At 65.0% G+C, this 25,399-nt stretch carries 20 protein-coding genes; 15 read left to right on the top strand and 5 right to left on the bottom strand.

Features of this window, described 5'->3' with window-relative positions:
• The first annotated feature begins 3 nt into the window (after positions 1–3).
• The 3 genes from ccsB (at position 4) to msrQ (ending at position 3,150) form a co-directional block, all read left to right on the top strand.
• Positions 4–1,215 carry a c-type cytochrome biogenesis protein CcsB gene (gene ccsB, locus U0042_RS17675; RefSeq protein ID WP_114813997.1) on the top strand — a complete coding sequence of 404 codons (1,212 nt, stop codon included), beginning with the start codon at positions 4–6 and terminating at the stop codon, positions 1,213–1,215.
• Between the two features lie 182 nt (positions 1,216–1,397).
• Positions 1,398–2,402 (top strand): protein-methionine-sulfoxide reductase catalytic subunit MsrP, encoded by a 1,005-nt coding sequence (gene msrP, locus U0042_RS17670; RefSeq protein ID WP_114813998.1) that lies wholly within the window; start codon positions 1,398–1,400, stop codon positions 2,400–2,402.
• Positions 2,403–2,460: 58 nt separating this feature from the next.
• Positions 2,461–3,150, top strand: a complete 690-nt coding sequence (msrQ, locus tag U0042_RS17665) for a protein-methionine-sulfoxide reductase heme-binding subunit MsrQ (protein WP_232833522.1) — start codon at positions 2,461–2,463, stop codon at positions 3,148–3,150.
• A 118-nt stretch (positions 3,151–3,268) separates the two neighbouring features.
• Here msrQ and lysA read toward each other — a convergent pair whose 3' ends face one another.
• Together lysA and lptM are read right to left on the bottom strand one after the other, a co-directional pair.
• Complete coding sequence (gene lysA, locus U0042_RS17660) at positions 3,269–4,531, bottom strand: diaminopimelate decarboxylase (protein WP_114814000.1); 1,263 nt, start codon at positions 4,529–4,531, stop codon at positions 3,269–3,271.
• 8 nt (positions 4,532–4,539) lie between these two features.
• Entirely contained in the window at positions 4,540–4,863 is a 324-nt protein-coding gene (lptM, locus tag U0042_RS17655) for an LPS translocon maturation chaperone LptM (protein ID WP_114814001.1), read from the bottom strand.
• A 35-nt stretch (positions 4,864–4,898) separates the two neighbouring features.
• Here lptM and cyaY point away from each other — a divergent pair, with 35 nt between their 5' ends.
• Positions 4,899–5,216 carry an iron donor protein CyaY gene (cyaY, locus tag U0042_RS17650; RefSeq protein ID WP_114814002.1) on the top strand — a complete coding sequence of 106 codons (318 nt, stop codon included), beginning with the start codon at positions 4,899–4,901 and terminating at the stop codon, positions 5,214–5,216.
• A gap of 45 nt (positions 5,217–5,261) precedes the next feature.
• Here the strand turns inward: cyaY and U0042_RS17645 are convergent, their stop codons facing one another.
• Positions 5,262–7,685, bottom strand: coding sequence for a penicillin-binding protein 1A (locus tag U0042_RS17645; RefSeq protein WP_114814003.1), 2,424 nt, complete (start codon positions 7,683–7,685; stop codon positions 5,262–5,264).
• Positions 7,686–7,932: 247 nt separating this feature from the next.
• On the opposite strand from U0042_RS17645, the gene pilM reads away from it, so the two are divergent.
• The 8 genes from pilM to ugpQ all read left to right on the top strand — a co-directional run bounded on the left by pilM (position 7,933) and on the right by ugpQ (position 16,218).
• Positions 7,933–8,943 carry a type IV pilus biogenesis protein PilM gene (gene pilM, locus U0042_RS17640; protein ID WP_114814004.1) on the top strand — a complete coding sequence of 337 codons (1,011 nt, stop codon included), beginning with the start codon at positions 7,933–7,935 and terminating at the stop codon, positions 8,941–8,943.
• 4 nt (positions 8,944–8,947) lie between these two features.
• Positions 8,948–9,646: a fimbrial assembly protein gene (locus U0042_RS17635; protein WP_114814005.1), complete on the top strand. Its 699-nt coding sequence runs from the start codon at positions 8,948–8,950 to the stop codon at positions 9,644–9,646.
• A gap of 200 nt (positions 9,647–9,846) precedes the next feature.
• Positions 9,847–10,563 carry a hypothetical protein gene (locus tag U0042_RS17630; protein ID WP_157977881.1) on the top strand — a complete coding sequence of 239 codons (717 nt, stop codon included), beginning with the start codon at positions 9,847–9,849 and terminating at the stop codon, positions 10,561–10,563.
• A complete protein-coding gene (locus U0042_RS17625; protein ID WP_232833514.1) occupies positions 10,560–12,269 on the top strand; it encodes a type IV pilus secretin PilQ in 1,710 nt (569 codons plus the stop codon). Before U0042_RS17630 ends, U0042_RS17625 begins: the two co-directional genes overlap by 4 nt.
• 160 nt (positions 12,270–12,429) lie before the next feature.
• Positions 12,430–12,981, top strand: a complete 552-nt coding sequence (gene aroK / locus U0042_RS17620) for a shikimate kinase AroK (RefSeq protein ID WP_114814007.1) — start codon at positions 12,430–12,432, stop codon at positions 12,979–12,981.
• 16 nt (positions 12,982–12,997) lie between these two features.
• The gene (gene aroB, locus U0042_RS17615; protein ID WP_198665388.1) at positions 12,998–14,089 is read left to right on the top strand and encodes a 3-dehydroquinate synthase; all 1,092 of its coding nucleotides are present in this window, start codon (positions 12,998–13,000) and stop codon (positions 14,087–14,089) included.
• A gap of 68 nt (positions 14,090–14,157) precedes the next feature.
• Entirely contained in the window at positions 14,158–15,366 is a 1,209-nt protein-coding gene (locus U0042_RS17610) for a deoxyguanosinetriphosphate triphosphohydrolase (RefSeq protein WP_114814008.1), read from the top strand.
• A gap of 90 nt (positions 15,367–15,456) precedes the next feature.
• Complete coding sequence (gene ugpQ, locus U0042_RS17605; RefSeq protein ID WP_232833515.1) at positions 15,457–16,218, top strand: glycerophosphodiester phosphodiesterase; 762 nt, start codon at positions 15,457–15,459, stop codon at positions 16,216–16,218.
• A gap of 68 nt (positions 16,219–16,286) precedes the next feature.
• On the opposite strand, the gene U0042_RS17600 is transcribed toward ugpQ, so the two are convergent.
• Both U0042_RS17600 and U0042_RS17595 read right to left on the bottom strand, forming a co-directional pair.
• A complete protein-coding gene (locus U0042_RS17600) occupies positions 16,287–16,664 on the bottom strand; it encodes a DUF883 family protein (RefSeq protein ID WP_114814010.1) in 378 nt (125 codons plus the stop codon).
• 345 nt (positions 16,665–17,009) lie between these two features.
• Entirely contained in the window at positions 17,010–17,732 is a 723-nt protein-coding gene (locus U0042_RS17595) for an OmpW/AlkL family protein (RefSeq protein ID WP_114814011.1), read from the bottom strand.
• 187 nt (positions 17,733–17,919) lie between these two features.
• On the opposite strand from U0042_RS17595, the gene U0042_RS17590 reads away from it, so the two are divergent.
• From U0042_RS17590 to U0042_RS17580, 3 genes are all read left to right on the top strand, one after another.
• Positions 17,920–18,627, top strand: coding sequence for a transposase (locus U0042_RS17590; protein WP_114814012.1), 708 nt, complete (start codon positions 17,920–17,922; stop codon positions 18,625–18,627).
• 312 nt (positions 18,628–18,939) lie between these two features.
• Positions 18,940–23,646, top strand: coding sequence for a glutamate synthase-related protein (locus U0042_RS17585; protein WP_114814013.1), 4,707 nt, complete (start codon positions 18,940–18,942; stop codon positions 23,644–23,646).
• A 105-nt stretch (positions 23,647–23,751) separates the two neighbouring features.
• Complete coding sequence (locus U0042_RS17580) at positions 23,752–25,218, top strand: glutamate synthase subunit beta (RefSeq protein ID WP_114814014.1); 1,467 nt, start codon at positions 23,752–23,754, stop codon at positions 25,216–25,218.
• Positions 25,219–25,399: the final 181 nt, after the last annotated feature.

Genomic DNA, 25,399 nt, shown 5'->3' with positions numbered 1-25,399 from the left:
AACATGGATTTGACTCAGGTTTCCTCATCCCGCCCCGGCGCGCCGCGCGTGCCTGCTACGCCGCCCGCCGCCCCGGAGATAAACGCGCTCGGCGACGAGCGTTCCTTCCTGCGGCGTCTCGGCGCTTTCGACTGGCTGTTCGCACTTGCGCTCGTGGCCGGCGCGGGTTTCGCGCTCTCGCGTTACCACGCGCACATGAACTACTACGACAAGCTCGTGCTGGTCTGCACCGTGCCCGCGCTCATCGTGCTGGGCTGGCGCTGGAAGCCGGCGCGGCTGCTCATGGCCGGTATCGCGGCGCTGTCGCTGGCCGGCATCCAGTTCTATCACGGCGATCTGGCGCGAGCGGACACCGCCTTTTTCCTCAAGTACTTCCTGTCGAGCCAGTCCGCGATCCTCTGGATGAGCGCGCTGTTCGTGCTCGCCACCCTGTTCTACTGGATCGGTACGCTCTCGCGCTCGCCGGTGGGCGGCGCGATCGGTTCGAAACTGACGTGGGCGGCGGTGCTGATGGGCTTCGTCGGCCTGATGGTGCGCTGGTACGAGTCGTACCTGATCGGCGCGGACGTTGGCCACATTCCCATCTCGAACCTCTACGAAGTGTTCGTGCTGTTCAGCCTGATCACCGCGCTCTTCTACCTCTTCTACGAGAAGCACTACAACACGCGCTCGCTGGGCGCGTTCGTGCTGCTCGTGATCAGCGCGGCCGTCGGCTTCCTGATGTGGTACTCGATTGCGCGCGACGCCCAGCAGATCCAGCCGCTCGTGCCCGCGCTGCAAAGCTGGTGGATGAAGATCCACGTGCCGGCCAACTTCATCGGCTACGGCAGCTTTGCGCTGTCGGCCATGGTGGGCGTTGCGTATCTGATGAAGGAGCGCGGCGTGCTGGCGGACCGCCTGCCGGAGCTCGAGGTGCTCGACGACGTTATGTACAAGTCGATCGCCGTGGGTTTTGCGTTCTTCACCATCGCGACGATTCTCGGCGCGCTGTGGGCCGCCGAAGCCTGGGGCGGCTACTGGAGCTGGGACCCGAAGGAAACCTGGGCGCTGATCGTCTGGCTCAATTACGCTGCGTGGCTCCACATGCGGCTCATGAAGGGACTGCGCGGGTCGGTGGCGGCCTGGTGGGCGCTGACGGGCCTCCTCGTCACCACGTTCGCGTTCCTGGGCGTCAACATGTTCCTGTCGGGGCTGCATAGCTACGGCAAGCTGTAAGATCCGCCGCTCTCGAACGACAAACAACCGCCGGATGGTTTTCTCCGGCGGTTTTTTGTTTCTGGTGGAAGCTTTTTGCCCGGCAGGTGTTTGCCAGAACGTGACCCGCGCGGGGTGGGTCGGACGAACGTGGATGATGCGGTTGCACGGGACGCACCCGGAGCGCCGCGAGGAGTGAAGTCATGTGGATCAAGCGAGCGAGCAGGATTCTGCTGAACGGCGACGACATTGCTGGAAGCGAGATCACGCCCGAATCGGTGTACCGAAACCGCCGGCGTGTGCTGCAGGCGGCGAGCGCCGCGGCCATCGGCTCGTTGGCGGGGCCGTTTGGACTCAGCGCATCGGCGTTCGCGGAGTATGCGTCACCGGACCCGAAGGCGCAGAAGCTGGTGGCGAAAACGAACCCTAAATTCGTCGCGATGGACAAGGTCACGTCCTTCAAGGACATCACGACCTACAACAACTTCTACGAATTCGGCACCGACAAGAGCGACCCCGCCGCCAATGCCGGCACGTTGCGGCCACGCCCGTGGCGCGTGAGCGTGGAGGGCGAGGTGAAGAACGCGAAGGTCTACGACATCGACGAGCTGCTCAAGGTGGCGCCGCTCGAAGAGCGCGTGTACCGGCACCGCTGCGTGGAAGGGTGGTCGATGGTGATGCCGTGGATCGGCTTTCCGTTATCGGAGCTGATTCGTCGCGCTCAGCCCACCGGGAACGCGAAGTACGTCCAGTTCATCACGCTGGCGGACCCTTCCCAGATGCCGGGCCTCGCGCAGCCGATTCTGGACTGGCCCTATTCCGAAGGCCTGCGCATGGACGAGGCGATGAATCCGCTCACGCTCCTCACGGTCGGGCTGTATGGCCAGGTGCTGCCGAACCAGAACGGCGCGCCCATCCGCATCATCGTGCCGTGGAAGTACGGCTTCAAAAGCGCGAAGTCGCTCGTGAAGATCCGCTTTGTCGAGAAGCAGCCGAAGACGAGCTGGAACACGTACGCCGCGAACGAATACGGCTTCTACTCGAACGTGAATCCGAACGTGGACCACCCGCGCTGGAGTCAGGCAACGGAGCGGCGCATCGGCGAAGACGGCTTCTTCACGCCGAAGCGCAAAACGCTGATGTTCAACGGCTACGGGGACCTAGTCGCGTCGATGTATCAGGGCATGGATCTGAAAAAGAACTTCTGAGGCGCCCGCACGAGCGGCTGGGGCGGTGGAGCAAGCAATGCAACGCGTATCTGAAACGATGGGCACGGCTGGAAAGGGGCGGCCACCGGCTGCATCCGTGGGCACTTCGCGCGGCCGGCCCCGCGCTGCCGCTGGCGCGCGCTGGGTCGCGCCAGCGAAGGTTGCCGTGTTTCTCGCGGCGCTGTACCCGCTTGGGCGGCTCGTGCTGCTGGGATTCACGGGCGGGCTCGGCGCGAATCCGATCGAGTTCATCACCTGGTCCACAGGACTATGGACGCTCGTGTTCCTCTGCATCACGCTGGCCGTCACGCCGCTGCGCCGTCTCACGGGCCTTAACGCGCTCGTGCGTTTTCGCCGCATGCTGGGCCTCTTCGCGTTCTTTTACGCGACGTTGCATTTCACGACCTACATCTGGCTCGACAAGTGGTTCAACGTTGCCGACATGTTCAAGGACATCGCCAAGCGGCCGTTCATCACGGTGGGCTTTGCGGCGTTCGTGCTGCTGATTCCCCTGGCGGCAACGTCGCCGCGCGCGATGGTGCGGCGGCTCGGCCGCCACTGGCAGACGCTGCATCGCGCCATCTATGCGATCGGCGCGCTCGCGATTCTTCACTTCTGGTGGTTGAAGGCGGGCAAGCACGACCTGGTGTTGCCGAAGATCTACGGCGCGATTGTGGTGGTGCTGCTTGGATGGCGGCTCGCGGTGTGGCTGCGCGAGCGTTTTCGGGCGACGGGAGGCGCGGGCTGAGTTAGCAGGCGGGAGGGCGTTGCCTCCGAATTGGCTCGGTCTGCCGCGGAGTGGATGTTGGGGCAGCCGTTGGGCCCAGACCTCGGGCCCAGACTTGGAACCCGGTCCAGGCAGGGCATTAAGCGGGCAGGACGCTTTCGCCCGCGAACAGCTGCTTCACGCTTTCGCGCTCGCGCACGACATGCGCTTGCTCGCCGTCCACCATCACCTCGGCGGCGCGGCCGCGCGTGTTGTAGTTCGAACTCATCACGAAACCATAGGCGCCGGCGGACCGAATGGCGAGCAGATCGCCGGGTTCGATCGCAAGCGACCGCTCGCGACCGAGCCAGTCGCCGCTTTCACACACAGGGCCCACGACGTCGTAGACCTGGGCCGGCGCATGTCGCTCGATGACCGGTTCGATCGCGTGAAAGGCCTCGTACATCGCCGGGCGGGCCAGATCGTTCATCGCTGCGTCCACGATCGCGAAATTCTTTTCGGCGCCCGGCTTAAGGAATTCGACGCGCGTGAGCAGCACGCCCGCGTTGCCCACGAGCGAGCGGCCCGGCTCGAAGTACACCTCGCGATGGCCGTGGCCACGCGCTTCGATGCGGTCGAGCACCATGCGCACGAACGCGCCGATGTCGGGCGGCGTTTCGTCGTCGTAGCGGATGCCGAGGCCGCCGCCCACGTCGATGTGGCGAATCGCGATGCCATCGGCCTCGATCTGCTCGACGAGTTCCAGCAGCTTGTCCACCGCGTCCAGGTACGGTTCGACTTCAGTGATCTGCGAACCGATATGGCAGTCGATGCCCACCACCACGAGATTCGGCATTGCCGCGGCCGCGCGATAGGTGGCGCGGGCGTCGTCGAATGCGACCCCGAACTTGTTCGACTTCAGGCCCGTGGAGATATACGGATGCGTCTTCGCATCGACGTCCGGATTCACGCGCAGCGAAACGGGCGCCTTCTTGCCGAGTTCGCCGGCAACGGCGTTGAGCCGATCGAGTTCCGGTATGGACTCCACGTTGAAGCACTTCACGCCGGCCGCGAGCGCTTCGCGCATTTCGGCCGCGCTCTTGCCCACGCCCGAAAATACGCTGTTCTCCGCCTTGCCGCCGGCAGCGAGCACGCGCGCGAGTTCACCGCCCGACACGATGTCGAATCCCGCTCCCATGCGCGCAAAGAGGTTGAGCACGGCGAGGTTGCTGTTCGCCTTCACGGCGTAGTGAATCGACGCGCGGCGACCCGCGCATGCGTCCGCGTAGGCGTGCCAGGCCGCAGTGAGCGCGGCGCGTGAGTAGACGTAAAGCGGCGTGCCGAACTGCGCGGCCAGCGAAACGGCGGAAACGCCTTCGACATGCAGCACGCCGTCGACGCGTGTGAACGCGGGTTGAACCATGTGAAGTCTTATTGGGTTTGCGCCGCATCCGATGCGGCACGCGAGGGCGCGGCGGGAGCGGTATTGAGTTCGGTGTCAGGCGAGAGCGTCAGGGCGGTACCCGAGGTGTCCGGCACTTCGCCCGCCGATTTCCCCGACGCCGCCGAAGACGCAGTCTCGTCGCCCGGCTTGACGTCTTCGCCGGGCGGTTCGGTTCGTTCGTTCGGTTTCGCCGGCAGGGGCGGTACCGTGGGCAGATAGAGCGCGCCGCGTTGGCCGCAACCGGCGAGCGCGCCGCCTGCGAGAATGGCCAGAGCCGCTACAATCGCGCTCATCCTGAAAACGACTCGCATGACTGTCCCAGAGAATTTAACCAGCGGAGTTTAGCATGACCGACAGCGACTACCTGACCCGTGCCGAAGCCGTGCTGGACGCGGTGGAGCGGGCGATCGACGAGATCGACGCCGACATCGAACTCGAGCGCAGCGGCAACGTTTTGACGCTCGAATTCGCCAACCGGTCGAAGATCATCGTCAACCTTCAGCCGCCCATGCAGGAGATCTGGATCGCCGCGAAGGCCGGCGGTTTCCATTTCCGCTACGTCGACGGCGCGTGGCGCGACACGCGCAACGACTCGGAATTTTTCGAGGCGCTCTCCGGGTACGCCACGCAGCAGGCCGGCGAGCCGGTGACTTTTACGGCGTAAGTTCTACGTCGCGGTTTTACGCTGAACGCGCGAGCCTTCGCGCGTTCAGTGCCCTTTGAAAAGATTCATGATGTCCTGCTTCTCTTTCTCGTCGACGCGTTCAGGCGCGGGTTGCGGCTCGGCGCCCGCCGCGGCGCTGGCTTGCGCATCGAGCGTCTCCTGGCTCACGCCGACCGTGGAGACGAAGCCGTGTCCCGGCGTGAATCCGTCGAAGTACAGTTCGTCGCCGAGCGTCACCACGCCGTCCGGCATCGGCATCTTGTAGGGCGGAACGCCCTTCAGCATGCGGCTCATGTAATCGATCCAGACGGGTAGCGCGAGGCCGCCGCCGGTTTCGCGGTCACCGAGGCTGCGCGGATTGTCGTAGCCGATCCATGCCACGGCTGTGAGCGTGTGCTGGTAGCCGACGAACCAGGCGTCGCGCGATTCGTTCGTCGTGCCCGTCTTGCCGGCGAGGTCCGTGCGGCCCAGCACGTTCGATCGCGCGCCGGTACCGTGCTGCGCCACGCTCTGCAGGAGGCTGTTCATGACGTACGCGTTGCGTGCGTCGATTGCGCGCGGCGCGTTCTGCTCCGCGATAAGCGGTTGTGCGTGCGCGACCACCATGCCGCGCTGGTCCGTGACCTCGGCGATCAGATACGGATTGATGCGATAGCCGCCGTTGGCGAACACCGAGACGCCACTCGCCATCTGGAGCGGCGTGACGAGACCCGCGCCCAGCGCCATGGGCAGATAGGCGGGATGGCGCTCCGCGTCGAAGCCGAAGCGCGTGATGTACTGCTGCGCGTACCTCGTGCCGATGTAGTTGAGGATGCGGATCGACACGAGGTTCTTCGACTTCTGCAGCGCCGTGCGCATCGTCATGGGGCCGTCGAAGCCGCCGCCGTAGTTCTTGGGCTCCCACGCTTCGCCGCCTGGCGTCGTGGCGGGAAAGAAGAGCGGCGCGTCGTTGATGATGGTGGCCGGTCCCAGTCCTTTTTCCAGCGACGCCGAATAGATGAAGGGCTTGAAGCTGGAGCCCGGCTGGCGCCACGCCTGCGTCACGTGGTTGAACTTGTTCTTGTTGAAATCGAAGCCGCCCACGAGCGCACGAATCGCGCCATCCTGCGGCACGACGGAAACGAGCGCGCCTTCCACCTGGGGCAATTGCGTGATCGACCATTTGCCATCGTCGTCGCGCACGAGCCGAATGATGGCGCCCGGCCGAATGCGCGAGTTGGGCTGCGCACGTGGCCCCAGTGCGTACTGCGCGAAGCGCAGACCGTCGCCTTCGATGGTAGCCGTGTTGCCGTCGATGAACGTTGCCTGCACCTGCTTCGGGCTTGCCGACGTGACCACCGCCGCAATGATCTCGCCATTATCGGGATGTTCGAGCAGCGCGTCGTCGATTTCCTGTTCGCGTTCGCCGGCGTCCTGAGGCAGATCGACGAACGCCTCGGGGCCGCGATAGCCGTGGCGGCGCTCGTAGTCCATCAATCCTTTGCGGACGGCGCGATATGCGGCGTCCTGTGCCGCGGAGTCGATCGTCGTTACGACGTTCAGGCCGCGCGTATAGGCTTCTTCGTGGTACTGGGCATACATCATCTGCCGCACCATTTCCGCGACGTATTCCGCGTGCACACTGAATTCGCGTGCCGCGCCCTTCACCACGAGCGGTTGCTTCACGGCGTCGTCGTACTGCTGCCGCGTGATGTAGTGGAGTTCGAGCATGCGCTGCAGGATGTATTCCTGGCGCACCTTCGCCCGCTTGGGATTCACCACCGGGTTGTAGGCGGATGGCGCTTTCGGCAGCCCTGCCAGCATGGCCGCTTCGGCGAGCGTGAGGTCCTTCATGTCCTTGCCGAAATAGACGTGTGCCGCACTCGCGAAACCGTAAGCGCGCTGACCCAGGTAGATCTGGTTCATGTAGACCTCGAGAATCTGGTCCTTGGTCAGCTTCGTTTCGATCTTGTACGCCAGCATCATTTCGTAGATCTTGCGCGTATAGGTCTTCTCGCTGGAGAGGAAGAAATTGCGCGCCACCTGCATGGTGATCGTGCTTGCGCCCTGCGTGGCGTGACCGTTCGTGAGCGCGACGATGCCCGCCCGCGCGATGCCGGTGAGGTCCACCCCGCCATGCTCGTAGAAGCGCGCGTCTTCGATGGCGAGGATCGCTTTTTTCAGGTGATCCGGCACATCCTGAATCCGCACGATGTCGCGCCGCTCTTCTCCGAATTCGCCGATCAGCACATGGTCCGCGGTGTAGATTCGCAGCGGCACCTTCGGCCTGTAGTCGGTGAGCGCATCGAGCGAGGGCAGGTTGGGTGCCGCCACAACGAGCCCGTAGCCGATCACGAGCGCCACGCCCACAATGCCGGCCGCGACGAGCCCGACGAAGCCGAGCAGCAACCTTGCCCATAGAGGGCGCTTGCGTGCTTTCGGTGCGGGCGGCGGGGCGGCGTTGTCGGGCGTAGGGGATGGGGATTGCATGGGAACACCAGAAAAACAGTCCCGCGATTATAGCCGCCGGGTATGGCGCCTTTCGGCGCGCTTACGTCGGCTCGGCTCGGCGTGGGACGACGATGCAACTCTAGCGTCCCTGAGCGTGCCCGGATAGGCGTTGCACGCTGCGTTAGCCATCCGGCCGAATGTCGTGCCATGCCCGCAGTTCGCACAATCTCCTCCAACGATCGCATGCGAATGGTTCGCGGCGACGTGCAGGCGAGGAGGAGGCGCAATGTCGCTGAGGAATGCGTGGCAACTGTCGGTCTGCCGGTTTGGCGCCGGCATCGATCTCAATGCGCAAGGCGTGAGGTGCGCGGTGTTGAGCCGGCGTCTGCGCACCACGGGGCCGGTGCGGATCGAATGGCTGGGCGCATGGCCGCTTGCCCCGGGCGCCGTGGCGGGCGCCGAGATTCTGGACCGCGCCGCAGTGAGCACGGTGCTGCGCGCGGCGTTTGCCCAGATGCCGGCCCGGTGTGCCGCCCAGGCCATGCGATGCGCGATGGCCATACCTGCGTCGGCCACGTTCTCGGCTTCCGTGCCGATGGGGCAACTCGCTGCAAGCGGCGAGCAGGACACAGGCTTTCTTCCCGCGGGACCGGCGTGGACAGCGTTCGAACCAGCCGTGCTGGCCGAGGCCGAGCGCGTGGCCGGGCTCGAGCGCGACGCGCTGGCGGTGGACTGGTTCGTCGACGAGTCGCTGCATCATGTTGCGGACGGCGGCCCGGGCGGGCACTACGTGACCATTGCTGCCGCATCGCGCCACCATCTGGAGTCGCGCCTCGAATGTGCCGCTGCGGCGGGCTTTACGCTGCACACGCTCGACGGCGAACCTCACGCGGCATTGCGCGCCATGCGGCATGCCGCGAAGGTCGAGCTGCAGCCGTATGAACCCTATGCGGCCCTGTGGGTTGGCGGCGACGGCGTCTATGGATGGCGCGTGGTCGATGGCCTGGTGGCCTGCGAGATCCGCTATCCCGCGCTCGAATATCCGGACTTCGTCGATGCGCTGCGCGAGCTTTCGAAGGGCGCGGCGGTGCGATGCGCGCTGCTGTCCGGCGACCTGCAACTGCTCGTAGGCGCGGGGTTTTCACTCGCGGACGTGGGCGACGTGCTGGGTTGCCCGGTGTTGCCGTTCGAGTGCGCGGCACTGGCCGACGGCACGCGGCCGCTCGCGCCCGAACTGCTGCACGAGCCGGCGTGTGCAGTGGCGGTTGGCCTTGCCCTGCGCGGCGTGATGGAGTGACGCGATGAACGTGAACGCAATCACGCGCGCGCGACTGGCTACGGCGCGCAGTGCGGCCTGGGTGGGCGGCTTCAATCTGCTGCCCTGGCGGCAGTCGCAGTTGCGCCGTGCACGCCGGCGTTGCCTCGTTGACTGGGCCTGTGCAGCGGCATTGGGCGGTGCGGGGGTACTCGCGCTGGGCGGTTGGCAAGTGTTCGAGCGCATGCGTGTCGACGCACAGCGAGCCGAAATGGAACGCTCGCTCGCGACGATGGCAGGACCGCTTGCCGAGCACGATCGTCTGGCTCGACGTATTGCCGCGCAGCGCGAACACGACGAGCGCGCCGTTGCAATGGGCGCATCGCTCGCGCATCTGTTCAACCTTCTTGCAGCACTGAGCCGCGAAGCGTCTGCGGAAGTCACGGTACAGCGGCTCGTGCAACGGGACGGTGAAATCGTACTGACCTGTGAGGCGCGCGATCATGCCGCGTCCGCCGAATGGCTGGAGCAGCTACGTGACCTGGAAGGCGTGCGTTCGGTATCGGTGAGCGAGTTGAAACGCGCAGACGCGGGACCTGCATCCCACGCCGGTGCGCAGCCGCGCGAGACGGTGCAATTCACTGCCACGGTGCGATGGGACGATGCGCAGGGCGCGCCCGGCCGGGCACAAGCTTCGCAACGACCGGGCGCTGCTCGCGCCGACGAATCGCGGGGGCGGACATGAGCGGCGTCGGCATGCGTTATCCGTATGGTTTGAGCGAGGCTCGTGTGGGCCGCGGGTCGTGGATCGCGGCATGGTCGCGTCCGGAGATATGGACTGTGTGGCAACGCGCAGGTGTGGCTGCGCTGGTTGCCGCATTGACGTTCGGGGCCGGCGCAAGAGCGTGGCTGACCGAAGATGTAAGCGGTATCGACGCCGCGCGCGTGGCGCTTGCCGAGGCGCAAGCGCGCCTCGACGATGCCCGCGAAGGCATCGCGCATCTGCCCGAGCTACGGAGTATCGCGCGCGGTTTGCCAGAGTCGAATGAAGCCGGCAAGCGCGGTTCGTTTGCCGGAGACGCGCGGGCGATCGCCGCGCTAGCCGCGTCGGCGGGCATGGTGCTATCGAGTCTGGAACCAGGTTCCGAGAACGGATCGGCCACGGACGCGATGCGCCCGATCAAGCTCGCTGCGCAGGCTGACTTCTCGCAGCTCATGGATTTCCTGCAAGGGCTTCAGGCCTTGCCAGCCCTCGCCGTTCCCATCGAGTCGACGGTGAAGCGCAACGCCGACTCACTGCATATCGAGACGTTGCTGCACGTTCATGACGACCTGCGCGTGCCCGAGGCCATGCGCGAAGCAAGCCGCGACCGGGCGGCCGACCTGTTCGCGCTCGATCCCGACGAGACCTTCCAGCGCTATCTTGCCGACCCGTTTGCCGCAGATCGTTCCGATGCCGCCGCCGACGCGCTGCGCCTCACCGGTCTGCTACGTGATCGCAGGCACGCGCTGGCGCTTGTGGAAACATCAGACAGCGCGATAGACGTGACTGCGGGCGAACGTCTTCTCGGCGAGCGGGTTCTCGGCGTAGGCGAGACCAGTCTCACGCTCGCGAGCGACAGCGGTACGCATGAACTCGTACTGCAGGAGGTGGCGCGATGAGGCTATTCGATCGCATCACGATCGCCGTTTTCTGCGCATGGTTCGCGACCGCCCCAGTGCATGCCGCGCTACCCCCGCTGCCGCAATGGGCGCAAAGCGACGGCCCCGCCGCCGCGTATGACGACGTTCCTCCGCTACCCGCGGGCCTCGCGGACGACAGCTACGGCGCGCGAGGCAGTAAAGCCCGCACCGCGACGCGCACGCAGCGCAATCCGTTCGTCTCCGAAGACTCCGGCAATTTGCCGGGCAGTATCGACACGGAAGACGACGCGAGCTATCGCTTCGCCGCGTCCCCGGACCGGCAACTAGCCGAAGACGATGGACTCATCGACGCGTACGTTGATCTGGACAATTCACGTCCGCAGCGCGGCGGCTCGGCATCACGCGCCGCAGATGCCGAAGGTTCGCGACCCAGCGTGCTGGAAGGTCCGCCCGTTCCGCTGCCTGCCGAAGCGCGGCTCGCAAGCGGCGGCCCGGCCTCCCGCGACGCCGGCCTTCCGCCGGACCGCCCCATCACGCTGGATTTTCGTCATGCCGAACTAGGCGCCGTGCTGCACGCGTTCGCGAAGTTCACGGGGCTCAACATCGTTGCGGCCGACCGCGTGCGCGGCGAAGTGACGCTGCGCTTCGACAACGTCCCCTGGCGCGCCGCGTTCGACACGCTGCTCGACCTTCATGGGCTCGCCATGGAGCGCCACGGCAACATTGTCTGGGTGGTCCCGGCCGCCGATCTTGCGGCGCGCGAACGTCGGCGTTTCGAAGCCCACGCCCGCGCCGCGGAGCTCGAACCGCTCGCCAGCCGCACCTTCGAATTGCACTACGCCCGCGCCGACGACCTTCGCCGCCTGTTTACCGGTTCGGGCGCCCAACGCGTGCTTTCGAAGCGCGGCTCCGTCATGGCCGATGCCCGCACAAATCTGCTCTTCGTAACGGACCTTCAGGGGCGTCTCGATCAGCTCGCCGAACTGGTCCGGCGCCTCGATCAGCCGTCGCGGCAAGTGCTGATCGAAGCGCGCATCGTGGAAGGCGAACAGGGCCTCTCGCGCAATCTCGGGGTGAAGCTTGCGATGTCCGCAAGAAACGATGGACCGTCCACGGGGCTGCACGGCGGCACGGAAGGCGCACTGCTCAACCTCGGCGCCACGGCGCTTTCAGGCTTCGACGCCGCGAATATCGGCATGACGCTGCTCGCCGCGCGCGCAACGCGATTGCTCGACGTGGAACTGAGCGCGCTGGAAGCCGAGGGCCGCGGCCAGGTGGTGTCGAGTCCGCGCGTGGTCACGGCAGACCGGATGAAGGCCATCGTGGAGCAAGGCACCGAGCTGCCGTATCAGGCCAAGGTTGGGCAGGGCGTCTCCGGCGTCCAGTTCCGTCGCGCGAGCCTGAAACTGGAGGTCGAACCGCGTATCACGCCCGACGGCCGGGTGATTCTCGACCTCGACGTGGCAAAGGACAGTGTCGGTGAACAGACCGCGTCAGGCCCCGCGATCAACACGAAGCACGTGCAGACGCGCGTCGAAGTGGAGGACGGCGGCACAGTTACCATTGGCGGCATCGACGCCAGCGACGAACGGCTCGATGTGACTCGCGTGCCGCTCCTGGGCAAAATACCGGTTTTGGGCGCGCTTTTTCGTCACCGTGCGCAGCGCAATCAGCGCAGCGAGCTTGTCGTCTTCATTACGCCGCATGTTGTGCAGACGAATTGAGCGGCGGCGCGACGTGCGGTTGCCGCTGGCGGCCAGTACCCGGCAGTGGCTTGCCGCGCGGGCGCGAGGGGCTTGCCGCCCGTGCCCGCAGGCTCGACAAGGCGGTCGCTTTGCCAGTAAGCTGCGGCACGAACCATACCGGATTGACCAGAGGAAACCGTTGCAACCGCGGGACGCACACGCCAATGTATTTTTCGTAGGGCTCATGGGGGCGGGGAAGACCACCGTGGGCCGGGCAGTGGCGCGCCGGCTGGAGCGGCCTTTCTTCGATTCGGATCATGAAATCGAGGCACGCACCGGCGCCCGTATTCCCCTGATCTTCGAACTGGAAGGCGAGGCGGGCTTTCGCGACCGCGAATCACAGGTGATTGCGGACCTCACCAGCCGCGAAAACATCGTGCTGGCTACGGGGGGCGGCGCCGTGTTGCGTCCCGAGAATCGCGAGCTGCTCAAGAGCCGCGGCATCGTGGTCTATCTGCGCGCGAATCCGCACGACCTCTGGTTGCGTACCCGCCGCGACAAGAACCGTCCGTTGCTGCAGACCGAAGATCCGAAAGCGCGTCTTGAGGCGCTGTACGAGGTGCGCGACCCGCTCTATCGCGAATGCGCCAATTTCGTCATCGAGACGGGGCGGCCTTCCGTCAACGGGCTCGTCAACATGGTTTTGATGCAACTGGAGATGGCGGGCGTGGCCCGCAGCACTGCGTCATGAGCCGTCGTCATCCATAATGGCCAGCATGATCACTGTTCACGTCGACCTGGGCGAGCGCGCCTATCCCATCCATATCGGGGCCGATCTGCTCGGCCGTACCGAGCTGTTTGCTCCGCACATCGCCGGCGCGGCCGTCACCATCGTCACCAACACGACGGTCGACCCGCTCTATGGCGAGACGTTGCGGCGCGCGCTCGCGCCGCTCGGCAAGCAGGTTTCGACCGTGGTGCTGCCCGACGGCGAGGCGTACAAGAACTGGGAAACGCTGAACCAGATCTTCGACGCGCTGCTCGGTGCACGGGCGGATCGAAAAACCACGCTGATCGCGCTGGGCGGCGGTGTAACCGGCGACATGACCGGCTTCGCGGCCGCGTGCTACATGCGGGGCGTCCCGTTCATCCAGGTGCCGACGACGCTGCTTTCGCAGGTGGATTCGTCGGTGGGCGGCAAGACGGGCATCAACCATCCGCTCGGCAAGAACATGATCGGCGCGTTCTACCAGCCGCAGGCAGTGATCGCGGATATCGCGACGCTGCGCACGCTGCCTCAGCGCGAGCTGGCCGCCGGCGTGGCCGAGGTCATCAAGACCGGCGCTATTGCAGATGCAGCGTTCTTCGAGTGGATCGAAGGCAACGTCGAAGCGCTCAATCGTTGCGAGCCTGAAGCGCTTGCGTACGCGGTGAAGCGGTCGTGCGAAATCAAGGCGTCCGTCGTAGCGGCGGACGAACGCGAAGGTGGCCTGCGCGCCATCCTCAATTTCGGGCATACGTTCGGCCATGCGATCGAGGCAGGTCTGGGCTACGGCGAGTGGCTGCACGGCGAAGCGGTGGGTTGCGGCATGGTGATGGCAGCCGACCTCTCGGTGCGTCTCGGCTACCTCGACGAAGCGTCGCGCCAGCGCATCGTTCGCGTGGTGGCGGCCGGACATTTGCCCACGCGCGCACCCGCGCTGGGTGAAGCTCGCTACATGCAGTTGATGCAGGTCGACAAGAAGGCCGAAGCCGGTGCGATCAAATTCATTCTGCTGAAGCGTTTCGGTGAGACGCTGATCACCCGCGCGCCCGACGAGGCCGTCCACGCCACGCTTGCCGCAACGGTCGCCGCCTGAGACGACCGGCGTCGGCCGAACGCGAGACAGCACGGCTCGCGACGGCGCGCCAACAACTGGAGGAGCCGGTGAACGAAAGGCGCAGCGACATCCCGGGTGAACCGCACGGCCATACGGCCGCAGCCGCGGCTGCCTCTCCCACGGTTGCCGCGCTCGAAGCGCATCTTGCGCCGTATGCGGCGCGTTCATTGCAATCTCGCGGACGCCGTTTCGACGAACCGCCACCTTCAGCGCGCACCGAGTTCCAGCGCGACCGCGACCGCATCGTTCACTCCACCGCGTTTCGGCGGCTCGAATACAAGACGCAGGTGTTCGTCAATCACGAAGGCGACCTGTTCCGTACGCGGCTCACGCACAGTCTGGAAGTCGCCCAGATCGCGCGGTCGGTGGCGCGCAATCTGCGCGTCAACGAAGACCTGGTCGAAGCCATCTCGCTTGCGCACGATCTCGGCCATACACCGTTCGGCCATGCCGGCCAGGACGCGCTCAACGAATGCATGCGCGAGCATGGCGGCTTCGAGCACAATCTGCAAAGCCTCACCGTGGTGGACGAACTCGAGGAGCACTACGGGGCGTTCAACGGCCTGAACCTGTGCTTCGAAACACGCGAGGGCATTCTCAAGCATTGCTCGCGCGAAAATGCGCGGCGCCTCGGCGCGCTCGGCGAGCGGTTCCTGCTGGGTCGCCAGCCGTCAATCGAAGCGCAGATCGCCAATGTCGCGGACGAGATTGCCTACAACAATCACGACGTCGACGACGGCCTGCGCTCCGGACTGCTTTCCATCGACCAGCTTGCCGAGGTCGAGCTTTGGCAAACGCATTACGAGGCGGCGCGCCGCGACTATCCGCAGATCGAGGGGCGCCGGCTGATTCACGAGACCGTTCGTCGGATCATCAACACGCTGATCGTCGATCTGATCGACACGACGCGCCGCAATCTGACCGAGCACGCGCCCGCGTCGCTCGACGACGTGCGCGCCGCGCCGCCGCTCGTGGCGCACAGCGAGACGGTCGCGATACAGGCCACGCAACTGAAGCGCTTTTTGTTCGTGAATCTTTACCGTCACTATCGCGTGATGCGCATGGCGAACAAGGCGCGGCGCGTCGTGGTCGGCCTATTTGACGCCTTCATCGAGGACGCGCGGCTGTTGCCTCCCGCGTATCAGTCGAAGGATCCGGCGGTGCAGCCGCGCCTTGTCGCGCACTACATCGCGGGGATGACCGACCGCTATGCGCTCAAGGAGTATCAGCGGCTCTTCGTGATTGCCGACAACTGAGCGCGGGTGCCGGTTGCATGCAAGCGGCTCGCGCCCGTTTCCCTCTCGTCGTCATTTTGACTGTCGCATTCCCTCATGGACCGCATGCCCATGCAAGCCCATCCAATGAAAACATGGCCGTACCCGCGCGTGGCCGCCCATCGCGGCGGAGGCACGCTGGCTCCCGAGAACACGCTCGCCGCGCTGGAGACGGGCGCTCGCTTCGGGCACCGAATGGTGGAGTTCGACGCGAAGCTCTCCGTCGATAACGTCGTTTTCCTGTTGCACGACGACACGGTGGATCGCACGTCGAACGGCAGCGGCGCGGCGGCGCGCATGCGCTACGACGCGCTGGCGGCGCTCGATGCCGGCAGTTGGTTCGATGCGTCTTTCGTGGGCGAACGCATGCCTGCGCTCGAGCAGGTGGCCGCGCGCTGCAAGGCATTGGGACTTGCAGCGAATGTCGAGATCAAGCCATGTCCCACTCGCGACGAGGACACAGGGCGGCTCGTCGCCTTCGAAACGGCGCGGCTGTGGGCCGGCGTGGAGCCGACGCCGCTGCTGTCGTCGTTTTCGTTCGATGCGCTCGCGGCCGCTCGCGATGCGGCGCCCGACCTGCCGCGCGGCCTGCTCGTCGAACACTTGCCCACGGACTGGCGCGCGCAGACAGACGCCCTCGGCTGCGTCTCCCTGCACGTGGACCACGAGCAGCTCGACGCGCAACGCGTCGCGCAGATCAAGGCAGCGGGGCTGTTCGTACTGGCCTATACCGTCAACGACCTGCAGCGTGCGCGCGAACTCGTGCAGTGGGGCGTGGATACGATCTGTACCGACCGCATCGACCTGATCGCGCCGGATTCGCTGGACGCCTGAACCCCTGAACCCAGGCCGTATCAGGCCGAGACAGGCATCGGCTCATACCCGGGCGCGCATCTTCCGCCTTATCGCGACCGGGCCAGCACCGCGCCCAGGATCAGCGCCACGCCGCCTACGATGGCCAGCGACTGCCACGGATTTTCCCGGACGTAATCCTGGGCATGCTCGAGCGCGTCGCCAGCACGGTCGCGCACGGCGGCGCGCGTTTCGTCGAGTCGGGCGCGGGCTGCGTCGAGGCGCTTGCGCATGTCGGCGCGCAGCGTCACGGCGTCGGCCTGTGTGCCGTCGGCGAGCGTCGTTTCCAGTTCGGCGAGCAACGCGCGCAGTTCGCCGGCCACGTCTTCGGCCGCGTGGCGCGTGTGCCGCGCGATACGGCGCGCGTGGCGGCCGGTCGTGCTCCAGGATTCTCCGATGGCGTCCCGAGTGTTGGGAAATGCAGTCATGATCGCTCCGTCGATGAAGAATGAAGAGGTGTCGTCCCGCGCGCCTGCGTGGAATATTCGCGGGAAGCCCAGTATCACGCAACTTGGATGCCCGCGATACCGCTGTGGCGCAACACGCCGCTTTGTGCGGCCTATCAGGCGCCGCAACGCTCATGCAGCCGGCAGCGGACACTGTCGGAATTACAACGCGTTACGGGGTCAGCACATTTGATCAGGCAGGCATAGAATCAAAAAACGCCGCCACGGAACCGGCGAGATTCCGTGGCGGCGTTCAGGTGAAAAGCGAAGAACTGGCGAAGGCTCGAGTGGGCCGCTGACTTGCGTACCTTCGCCGGTACCGATGCTTTAGAAGGCGTAGCCCACCTTGACGTAAGTGACGACCGGGTTCAGCTTGATCTTCGTTTCGGACGTCGCGTTCAGCGTACCCACCGGTGTCGAGCGAGCCGTGTTGAGGGTAGCCTTTACGCTGACCGGAATGTACGAGACGGAGAGTCCGGCGAACCAGTGTTTAGTGAACGCGTAGTTGAATCCGATATTAAATACCGGCGACCAGGAACGATCCGTCGACACGCTGGTCGGACCGTTCAGTACGCCCTGCTCGAACTGGCCGTTGGTGATCTTGGCGTCGGTGAACCAGACGCGGGTCACGCCAAGACCCACATATGGCCGGAACTTCGCCTGGGCGTCGTTGAAGTTGTATTTGAACAGAAGGGCAGGGCTCCACAGTTTTGCCGAACCGATCTTGCCGAACTGTTCGAAGGTGCCTTTGCCGTTCAGGTCGAATTTAGGCGGAATGCCGAGTTCCAATTCCGTCGAAATGTGGTCCGTGATGAAGTAACCGAGACTCAAACCGATCGTGTCGGAATCGTCGATGCCGGCGCCCGTGTTGGGGATCGTGATGTTGACGGGCGACCCGCCGACGTTGGTCACTTTGAGTGGATCGCTGCTGTCTTGGGGCATGAAATGAAACCACCCCGTCGTGACGTAAAAAGTATTGGCCGTTTGCGCGTGCGCTGCGGTCATGCAGGCGAGCGCCGCCATCCCCGTCAAGGCCTGTTTTAATTTCATATGTGCTCCTCCATAAAAGGCGTGCTCATTATGACCAGGACGTTTCAAACAGACCATATGGCACGGTTAGAGCTTTCTCCCTAAGCGCTGCGGGGTTTCCGCGCGAGCCACGCCACGCCGAAGGCTGCGCGGCGACCGTTGTGCGGACCCGCGGGTATTCACTAACGCCACTATTGGAAAATCCAGCATGGCACGGCTTGCACGTCTTTATGTCCCAGACCAGCCCCAGCACGTGATCCTGCGCGGACTCGACCAGCAGCCCGCTTTCGTCGACGACCAGGACTACGAGCTGTTCATCGATTGCCTGAAGGCAGCGGCGCGCGATCATCACCTCGCCGTACACGCATGGGCGCTCATGCCGGGCGCGGTGCAACTGCTTGTGACACCGTCCGACGAAGCGAGCCTGCCCAAAGCGATGCAGGCCGTGGGCCGCCGTTACGTGGCTCACTTCAATCGGCGCTATTCGCGGCGCGGCACGTTGTGGGAGGGCCGCTATCGCGCAACGGTGATCGAGGGCGAGCGGTATTTCCTGCTCGCGAGCCGCGTGGTGGAACTCTCGCCTGTGCGCAACAAGCTCGTCACCGCGCCCGAGGACTACCGCTGGTCGAGTTATCGCCACCATATCGGCCTGACAGTCGATAGCCTCATCACCGACCATCCGCTCTACTGGTCGCTTGGCAATACGCCGTTCGAACGGCAGCGTGCCTACCGCGAACTGTGCGAGCAGCCGCTCGACGAGCGCGAAGCGAATCAGCTGTTGCAGGCCACGCTGAAGGGCTGGGTGCTGGGCGGCGAGTCGTATCGCGAATGGGCGTCGCGCACGGCGAACCGGCGCGTGTCGCCGCTGCCGCGCGGCCGGCCGCGCAAGGTTCGGGAAACGCCCCAGACCCAATAGCGACAGGCCGGGCGGCGGTCGGGAAAGACGGCATCTGCGGATGCCGTTTCTTTTGCCCCATTTTGATATGGAACCAATTTAAAACGGAGAAAATGCACCAATACAGTTATTGGTTCCATATCATCACATTTTGTTTGCTATTTCATTGATTCGTCGCGTATATTCCGAATTCCGGCGATTCCTGGGCGCACGACGCGGGAAATCCGCTCCCCGGCGCGGCCCTCACTCGGGCGTCAGCGCGCAGCGGGAACAAGAACATGGTTTCAACGGCTGGTACGTCTACGTACCGGTCCTCTTTCAGACGGTGTCCCCATGAACGACCACCACGAGCACCCGGGTGCCCTGCGCCCCGCCGCCCAGGGTCTGTACGACCCGCAGAACGAGCACGACGCGTGCGGCGTCGGCTTTGTTGCGCACATCAAGGGCAAGAAAAGCCACGAGATCATTCAGCAAGGGCTGAAGATCCTCGAGAATCTCGATCACCGGGGCGCCGTGGGCGCCGACCCGCTGATGGGCGACGGCGCCGGCATCCTCATCCAGATTCCGGACGGCTTCTATCGCGAAGAGATGGCGAAGCAGGGCGTGACGCTGCCGCCCGCCGGCGAGTACGGCGTCGGCATGATCTTCCTGCCGAAGGAGCACGCTTCGCGCCTCGCCTGCGAACAGGAGCTGGAGCGCACGGTGAAGGCCGAAGGCCAGGTGGTGTTGGGCTGGCGCGACGTGCCGGTCGACCACGCCATGCCCATTTCGCCGAACGTGAAGGCGACCGAGCCGGTGATCCGCCAGATCTTCATCGGCCGCGGCAAGGACATCATGGTCACGGACGCGCTCGAGCGGAAGCTGTACATCATCCGCAAGACCGCGAGCCACCGCATCCAGGCGCTCAAGCTCAAGCACGGCAAGGAATATTTCGTCCCGTCGTGCTCGGCGCGCACCGTGGTCTACAAAGGGCTGCTGCTCGCGGGCCAGGTGGGCGTGTACTACCGCGACCTGCAGGACGAGCGCGTGGTGTCGGCGCTCGCGCTCGTGCACCAGCGCTTCTCGACCAACACGTTCCCGGCCTGGGAACTCGCCCACCCGTACCGCATGATTGCCCACAACGGCGAAATCAACACGGTGAAGGGCAACGTCAACTGGCTCAACGCCCGCACGGGCGCCATTGCCAGCCACGTGCTCGGCGACGACCTGCCGAAGCTCTGGCCGCTGATCTACCCGGGCCAGTCGGACACGGCATCGTTCGACAACTGCCTCGAGCTGCTCGTGATGGCGGGCTACCCGCTCGTGCACGCGGTCATGATGATGATTCCGGAAGCGTGGGAACAGCACACGCTCATGGACGACAACCGCCGCGCGTTCTACGAGTACCACGCGGCCATGATGGAGCCGTGGGACGGCCCTGCTGCCATCGCGTTCACGGACGGTCGCCAGATCGGCGCGACGCTCGACCGTAACGGCCTGCGTCCGGCGCGCTACATCATCACGGACGACGACCTCGTCATCATGGCGTCCGAATCGGGCGTGCTGCCCATTCCCGAATCGAAGATCGTCAAGAAGTGGCGCCTGCAGCCGGGCAAGATGTTCCTGATCGACATGGAGCACGGCCGCATCATCGACGACAAGGAACTGAAGGACAACCTCGCCAACGCGAAGCCGTACAAGAGCTGGATCGACGCCGTGCGCATCAAGCTCGACGAGATCGAGCCGAAGGCCGAGGAAGTCGCCACGGAACGCCGCGAAGCCGCCGCGCTGCTGGACCGCCAGCAGGCGTTCGGCTACACGCAGGAAGACCTCAAGTTCCTGATGGCGCCCATGGCGCAGGCCGGTGAAGAGGCCATTGGCTCGATGGGCAACGACTCGCCGCTCGCGGTGATGTCGAACAAGAACAAGACCCTCTATCACTACTTCAAGCAGCTGTTCGCCCAGGTGACGAACCCGCCGATCGATCCGATCCGCGAAAACATGGTGATGTCGCTCGTCTCGTTCATCGGTCCGAAGCCGAACCTGCTCGACACGAACAACATCAACCCGCCGATGCGTCTCGAAGTCTCGCAGCCTGTGCTCGACTTCAAGGACATCGCGAAGATCCGCGCCATCGATCAGTACACCGGCGGCAAGTTCAGCTCGTACGAACTGAACATCTGCTATCCGGTTTCGTGGGGCAAGGAAGGCATCGAGGCGCGTCTTGCTTCGCTGTGCGCCGAAGCCGTGGACGCGGTGCGCTCGGGCTACAACATCCTGATCGTGTCCGACCGCAAGACGGACCGCGACAACGTCGCCATTCCGGCGCTGCTCGCTACCTCGGCCATCCATACGCACCTCGTGCAGCAAGGCCTGCGCACGAGTACGGGTCTCGTGGTCGAAACGGGCTCGGCGCGTGAAGTGCACCACTTCGCGCTGCTCGCCGGCTACGGCGCGGAAGCCGTGCATCCGTACCTCGCGATGGAAACGCTCGCGCAGCTCGCTTCGGGCTTCAAGGGCGACCTGTCGCCGGAGAAGGCGGTCTACAACTTCACGAAGGCGGTCGGCAAGGGCCTGCAGAAGGTCATGTCGAAGATGGGCATCTCGACGTACATGTCGTACACGGGTGCGCAGATTTTCGAAGCGGTCGGCCTTGCCGAAGACCTCGTGCAGAAGTACTTCAAGGGCACGGCGTCGAAGGTGAGCGGCATCGGCCTCTTCGAAGTGGCCGAAGAAGCCATTCGCCTGCACCGCGACGCGTTCGGCGAAAACCAGGTGCTCGCCAACATGCTCGACGCGGGCGGCGAGTACGCGTACCGCGTGCGCGGCGAAGACCACATGTGGACGCCGGACGCCATCGCTAAGCTCCAGCACTCCACGCGCAGCAACTCCTACCAGACGTACAAGGAGTACGCGAACCTGATCAACGACCAGACGCGCCGTCACATGACGTTCCGCGGCCTGTTCGAGTTCAAGGTGCATCCGGCGCGCGCCATTTCGCTCGACGAAGTGGAGCCCGCGAAGGAGATCGTGAAGCGCTTTGCGACCGGCGCGATGTCGCTCGGTTCGATCAGCACCGAAGCGCACGCCACGCTCGCCATCGCGATGAACCGCATTGGCGGCAAGTCGAACACGGGCGAAGGCGGCGAGGACGAAAACCGCTATCGCAACGAACTGCGCGGCATTCCGATCAAGAACGGCGACACGCTGGCTTCGGTGATCGGCAAGGAAATCGTACGGGACATTCCGCTCAAGGACGGCGACTCGCTGCGCTCGAAGATCAAGCAGGTGGCGTCCGGCCGCTTCGGTGTGACGGCCGAGTACCTCGTCTCGGCGGACCAGATCCAGATCAAGATGGCGCAGGGCGCGAAGCCCGGCGAAGGCGGCCAGTTGCCGGGGCACAAGGTGTCCGAGTACATCGGCAAGCTGCGTTACTCGGTGCCGGGCGTCGGTCTCATTTCGCCGCCGCCGCACCACGACATCTACTCGATCGAAGACCTGGCGCAACTGATTCACGACCTCAAGAACGTGAATCCGTCGGCCAGCATTTCCGTCAAGCTGGTGTCGGAAAGCGGTGTCGGCACGGTGGCGGCGGGCGTCGCCAAGGCGAAGTCCGATCACGTCGTGATCGCGGGCCATGACGGCGGCACGGGCGCATCGCCGCTCTCGTCCATCAAGCACGCCGGCACGCCGTGGGAATTGGGCCTTGCCGAAACGCAGCAGACGCTCGTGCTGAACCGCCTGCGCGGCCGCATCCGCGTGCAGGCCGACGGCCAGATGAAGACGGGCCGCGACGTGGTGATCGGCGCGCTGCTGGGCGCCGACGAGTTCGGCTTCGCGACGGCGCCGCTCGTCGTGGAAGGCTGCATCATGATGCGCAAGTGCCACCTGAACACCTGCCCGGTGGGCGTGGCGACGCAGGATCCGGTGCTGCGCGCGAAGTTCCAGGGGCAGCCCGAGCACGTGGTGAACTACTTCTTCTTCGTGGCCGAGGAAGTGCGCGAAATCATGGCGCAGCTCGGCATCCGCAAGTTCGACGACCTGATCGGCCGCGCGGATCTGCTCGACATGAAGAAGGGCATCGAGCACTGGAAGGCGAAGGGACTCGACTTCACGAACGTGTTCTATCAGCCGGCCGTGCCGGAAGACGTGGCACGCCGCCATCTGGAGTCGCAGGACCACGGCCTCGACCGCGCGCTCGACCACACGCTGATCGAGAAGGCGAAGGCCGCTATCGAGCGTGGCGAGCACGTCTCGTTCATCCAGCCGGTGCGCAACGTGAACCGGACGGTAGGCGCCATGCTCTCGGGCGTGGTGGCGAAGAAGTACGGCCACGACGGCCTGTCCGACGACGCCATCCACATCCAGCTGAAGGGTACGGCGGGCCAGAGCTTCGGCGCGTTCCTCGCGAAGGGCATCACGCTCGACCTCGTCGGCGATGGCAACGACTACGTCGGCAAGGGGCTTTCCGGCGGACGCATCATCATCCGCCCGACCAACGACTTCCGCGGCAAGTCGGAAGAAAACATCATCTGCGGCAACACGGTGATGTACGGCGCGCTGGAAGGCGAAGCGTTCTTCCGCGGCGTGGCCGGCGAGCGCTTCTGCGTGCGTAACTCCGGCGCCACGGCGGTGGTGGAAGGCACGGGCGACCACGGCTGCGAGTACATGACGGGCGGCACGGTGGTGGTGCTGGGCGAGACGGGCCGTAACTTCGCGGCCGGCATGTCGGGCGGCGTGGCCTACGTCTACGACCCGGAAGGCACCTTCGCGCCGAAGTGCAACAAGTCGATGGTCGCGCTCGAACCGGTGCTGCAGCAGGCCGAGCAGGAGCACACCGTGGACCGTGCGCTGTGGCACGCGGGCCAGACGGACGAGGCGCTGCTCAAGGGCCTGATCGAGCGTCACTTCCAGTTCACCGGCTCGCCGCGAGCGAAGGCGCTGCTGGAAAACTGGGACGCGGCGCGGCGCCAGTTCGTGAAGGTATTCCCGACCGAATACCGGCGCGCGCTGGGCGAGATCGGCGCGAAGAAGGCGAGCAAGGAAGTTCTCGCCGCATAACTTCGCAGCGTCAGCCCGACACGATCGACGAGGCGTGAGCCGTGCGCGAAAGCGCGCGCGGCCCACGCCGATCCCCCACCGAATACATGGACAGACGAGAGCCACATGGGTAAGGCAACCGGTTTTCTCGAATTCGAACGCCGCCACGAGGCGTACGAAGCACCGCTCACGCGGGTGAAGCACTACAAGGAATTTGTCGCGGCCCTCACCGACGAGGACGCGAAGGTCCAGGGCGCGCGCTGCATGGATTGCGGCATTCCGTTCTGCAACAACGGCTGCCCGGTCAACAACATCATTCCGGACTTCAACGACCTGGTGTTCCGCCAGGACTGGAAGAGCGCGATCGAAGTGCTCCATTCCACGAACAACTTCCCGGAGTTCACGGGCCGCATCTGCCCGGCGCCCTGCGAAGCGGCGTGCACGCTCGGCATCAACAACGACCCGGTCGGCATCAAGTCGATCGAGCACGCGATCATCGACAAGGCCTGGACCGAGGGCTGGGTGGCACCGCAGCCGCCGAAACACAAGACCGGCAAGAAGGTGGCCGTGGTGGGTTCGGGCCCCGCGGGTCTCGCTGCCGCACAGCAACTGGCGCGCGCGGGCCACGACGTGACCGTGTTCGAGAAGAACGACCGCATCGGCGGCCTGCTGCGCTACGGCATCCCCGACTTCAAGCTGGAGAAGTGGCTGATCGATCGCCGCATGCGTCAGATGGAAGCCGAAGGCGTGACGTTCCGCACCAACGTGTTTATCGGCAAAGACGCGCTGCCGGCCTACATCAGCAACACGGCGAAAGAAACGCTCTCGCCCGATGACCTCAAGGAACAGTTCGACGCCGTCGTGCTGGCTGGCGGTTCGGAAACGCCGCGTGATCTGCCGGTGCCGGGCCGCGAGCTTGCGGGCATTCATTTCGCGATGGAGTTCTTGCCGCAGCAGAACAAGGTCAATGCCGGCGACAAGGTGGCCGACCAGCTGCTCGCGAAGGGCAAGCACGTCGTGGTGATTGGTGGTGGCGATACGGGCTCGGACTGTGTGGGCACGTCGAACCGTCACGGCGCGAAGAGCGTGACGCAGTTCGAACTGTTGCCGCAACCGCCGGAAGAAGAAAACAAGCCGCTCGTGTGGCCGTACTGGCCGGTCAAGCTGCGCACGTCGTCGTCGCACGAGGAGGGCTGCGAGCGCGACTGGTCGGTGGCGACCAAGCGCTTCGAAGGCAAGAACGGCAAGGTCGAAAAGCTGATTGCCGCGCGCGTGGAATGGAAGGACGGCAAGATGCAGGAAGTGCCGGGCTCCGAGTTCGAGATGAAGGCCGACCTCGTGCTGCTCGCGATGGGCTTCACGCAGCCGGTGTCGCCCGTGCTCGAAGCGTTCGGCGTGGACAAGGACCCGCGCGGCAACGTGCGTGCAACGACCGAGGGCGACAAGTCGTACTACACGTCGGTGGACAAGGTGTTCACCGCAGGCGACATGCGGCGCGGGCAGTCGCTCGTCGTGTGGGCCATTCGCGAAGGCCGGCAGTGCGCGCGCTCGGTAGACGCCTACCTGATGGGCAGCTCCAGCCTGCCGCGATAAGCCTCTGCACCCACGGGCGCCGGCCTCGTGCGGGCGCCTCGCGAACAGACTGCGAGAGGAGATTCGCAGGACCAGGTGGAGACGACAGTGCCGTAACGAAAGAGCCGGGCGCCCGAAAGGGCGGCCCGGTTTTTTTGTTTGTCGTCTTCCGCTGATGGCCGTCTTTCGGCGCAAGGCTCGT

This window comes from Paraburkholderia kururiensis (genome assembly GCF_034424375.1).
Classification (GTDB): domain Bacteria; phylum Pseudomonadota; class Gammaproteobacteria; order Burkholderiales; family Burkholderiaceae; genus Paraburkholderia; species Paraburkholderia kururiensis_A.
Note: the sequence above shows the minus strand (reverse complement) of the source record. Positions and strands in the feature narration are given on the sequence as shown.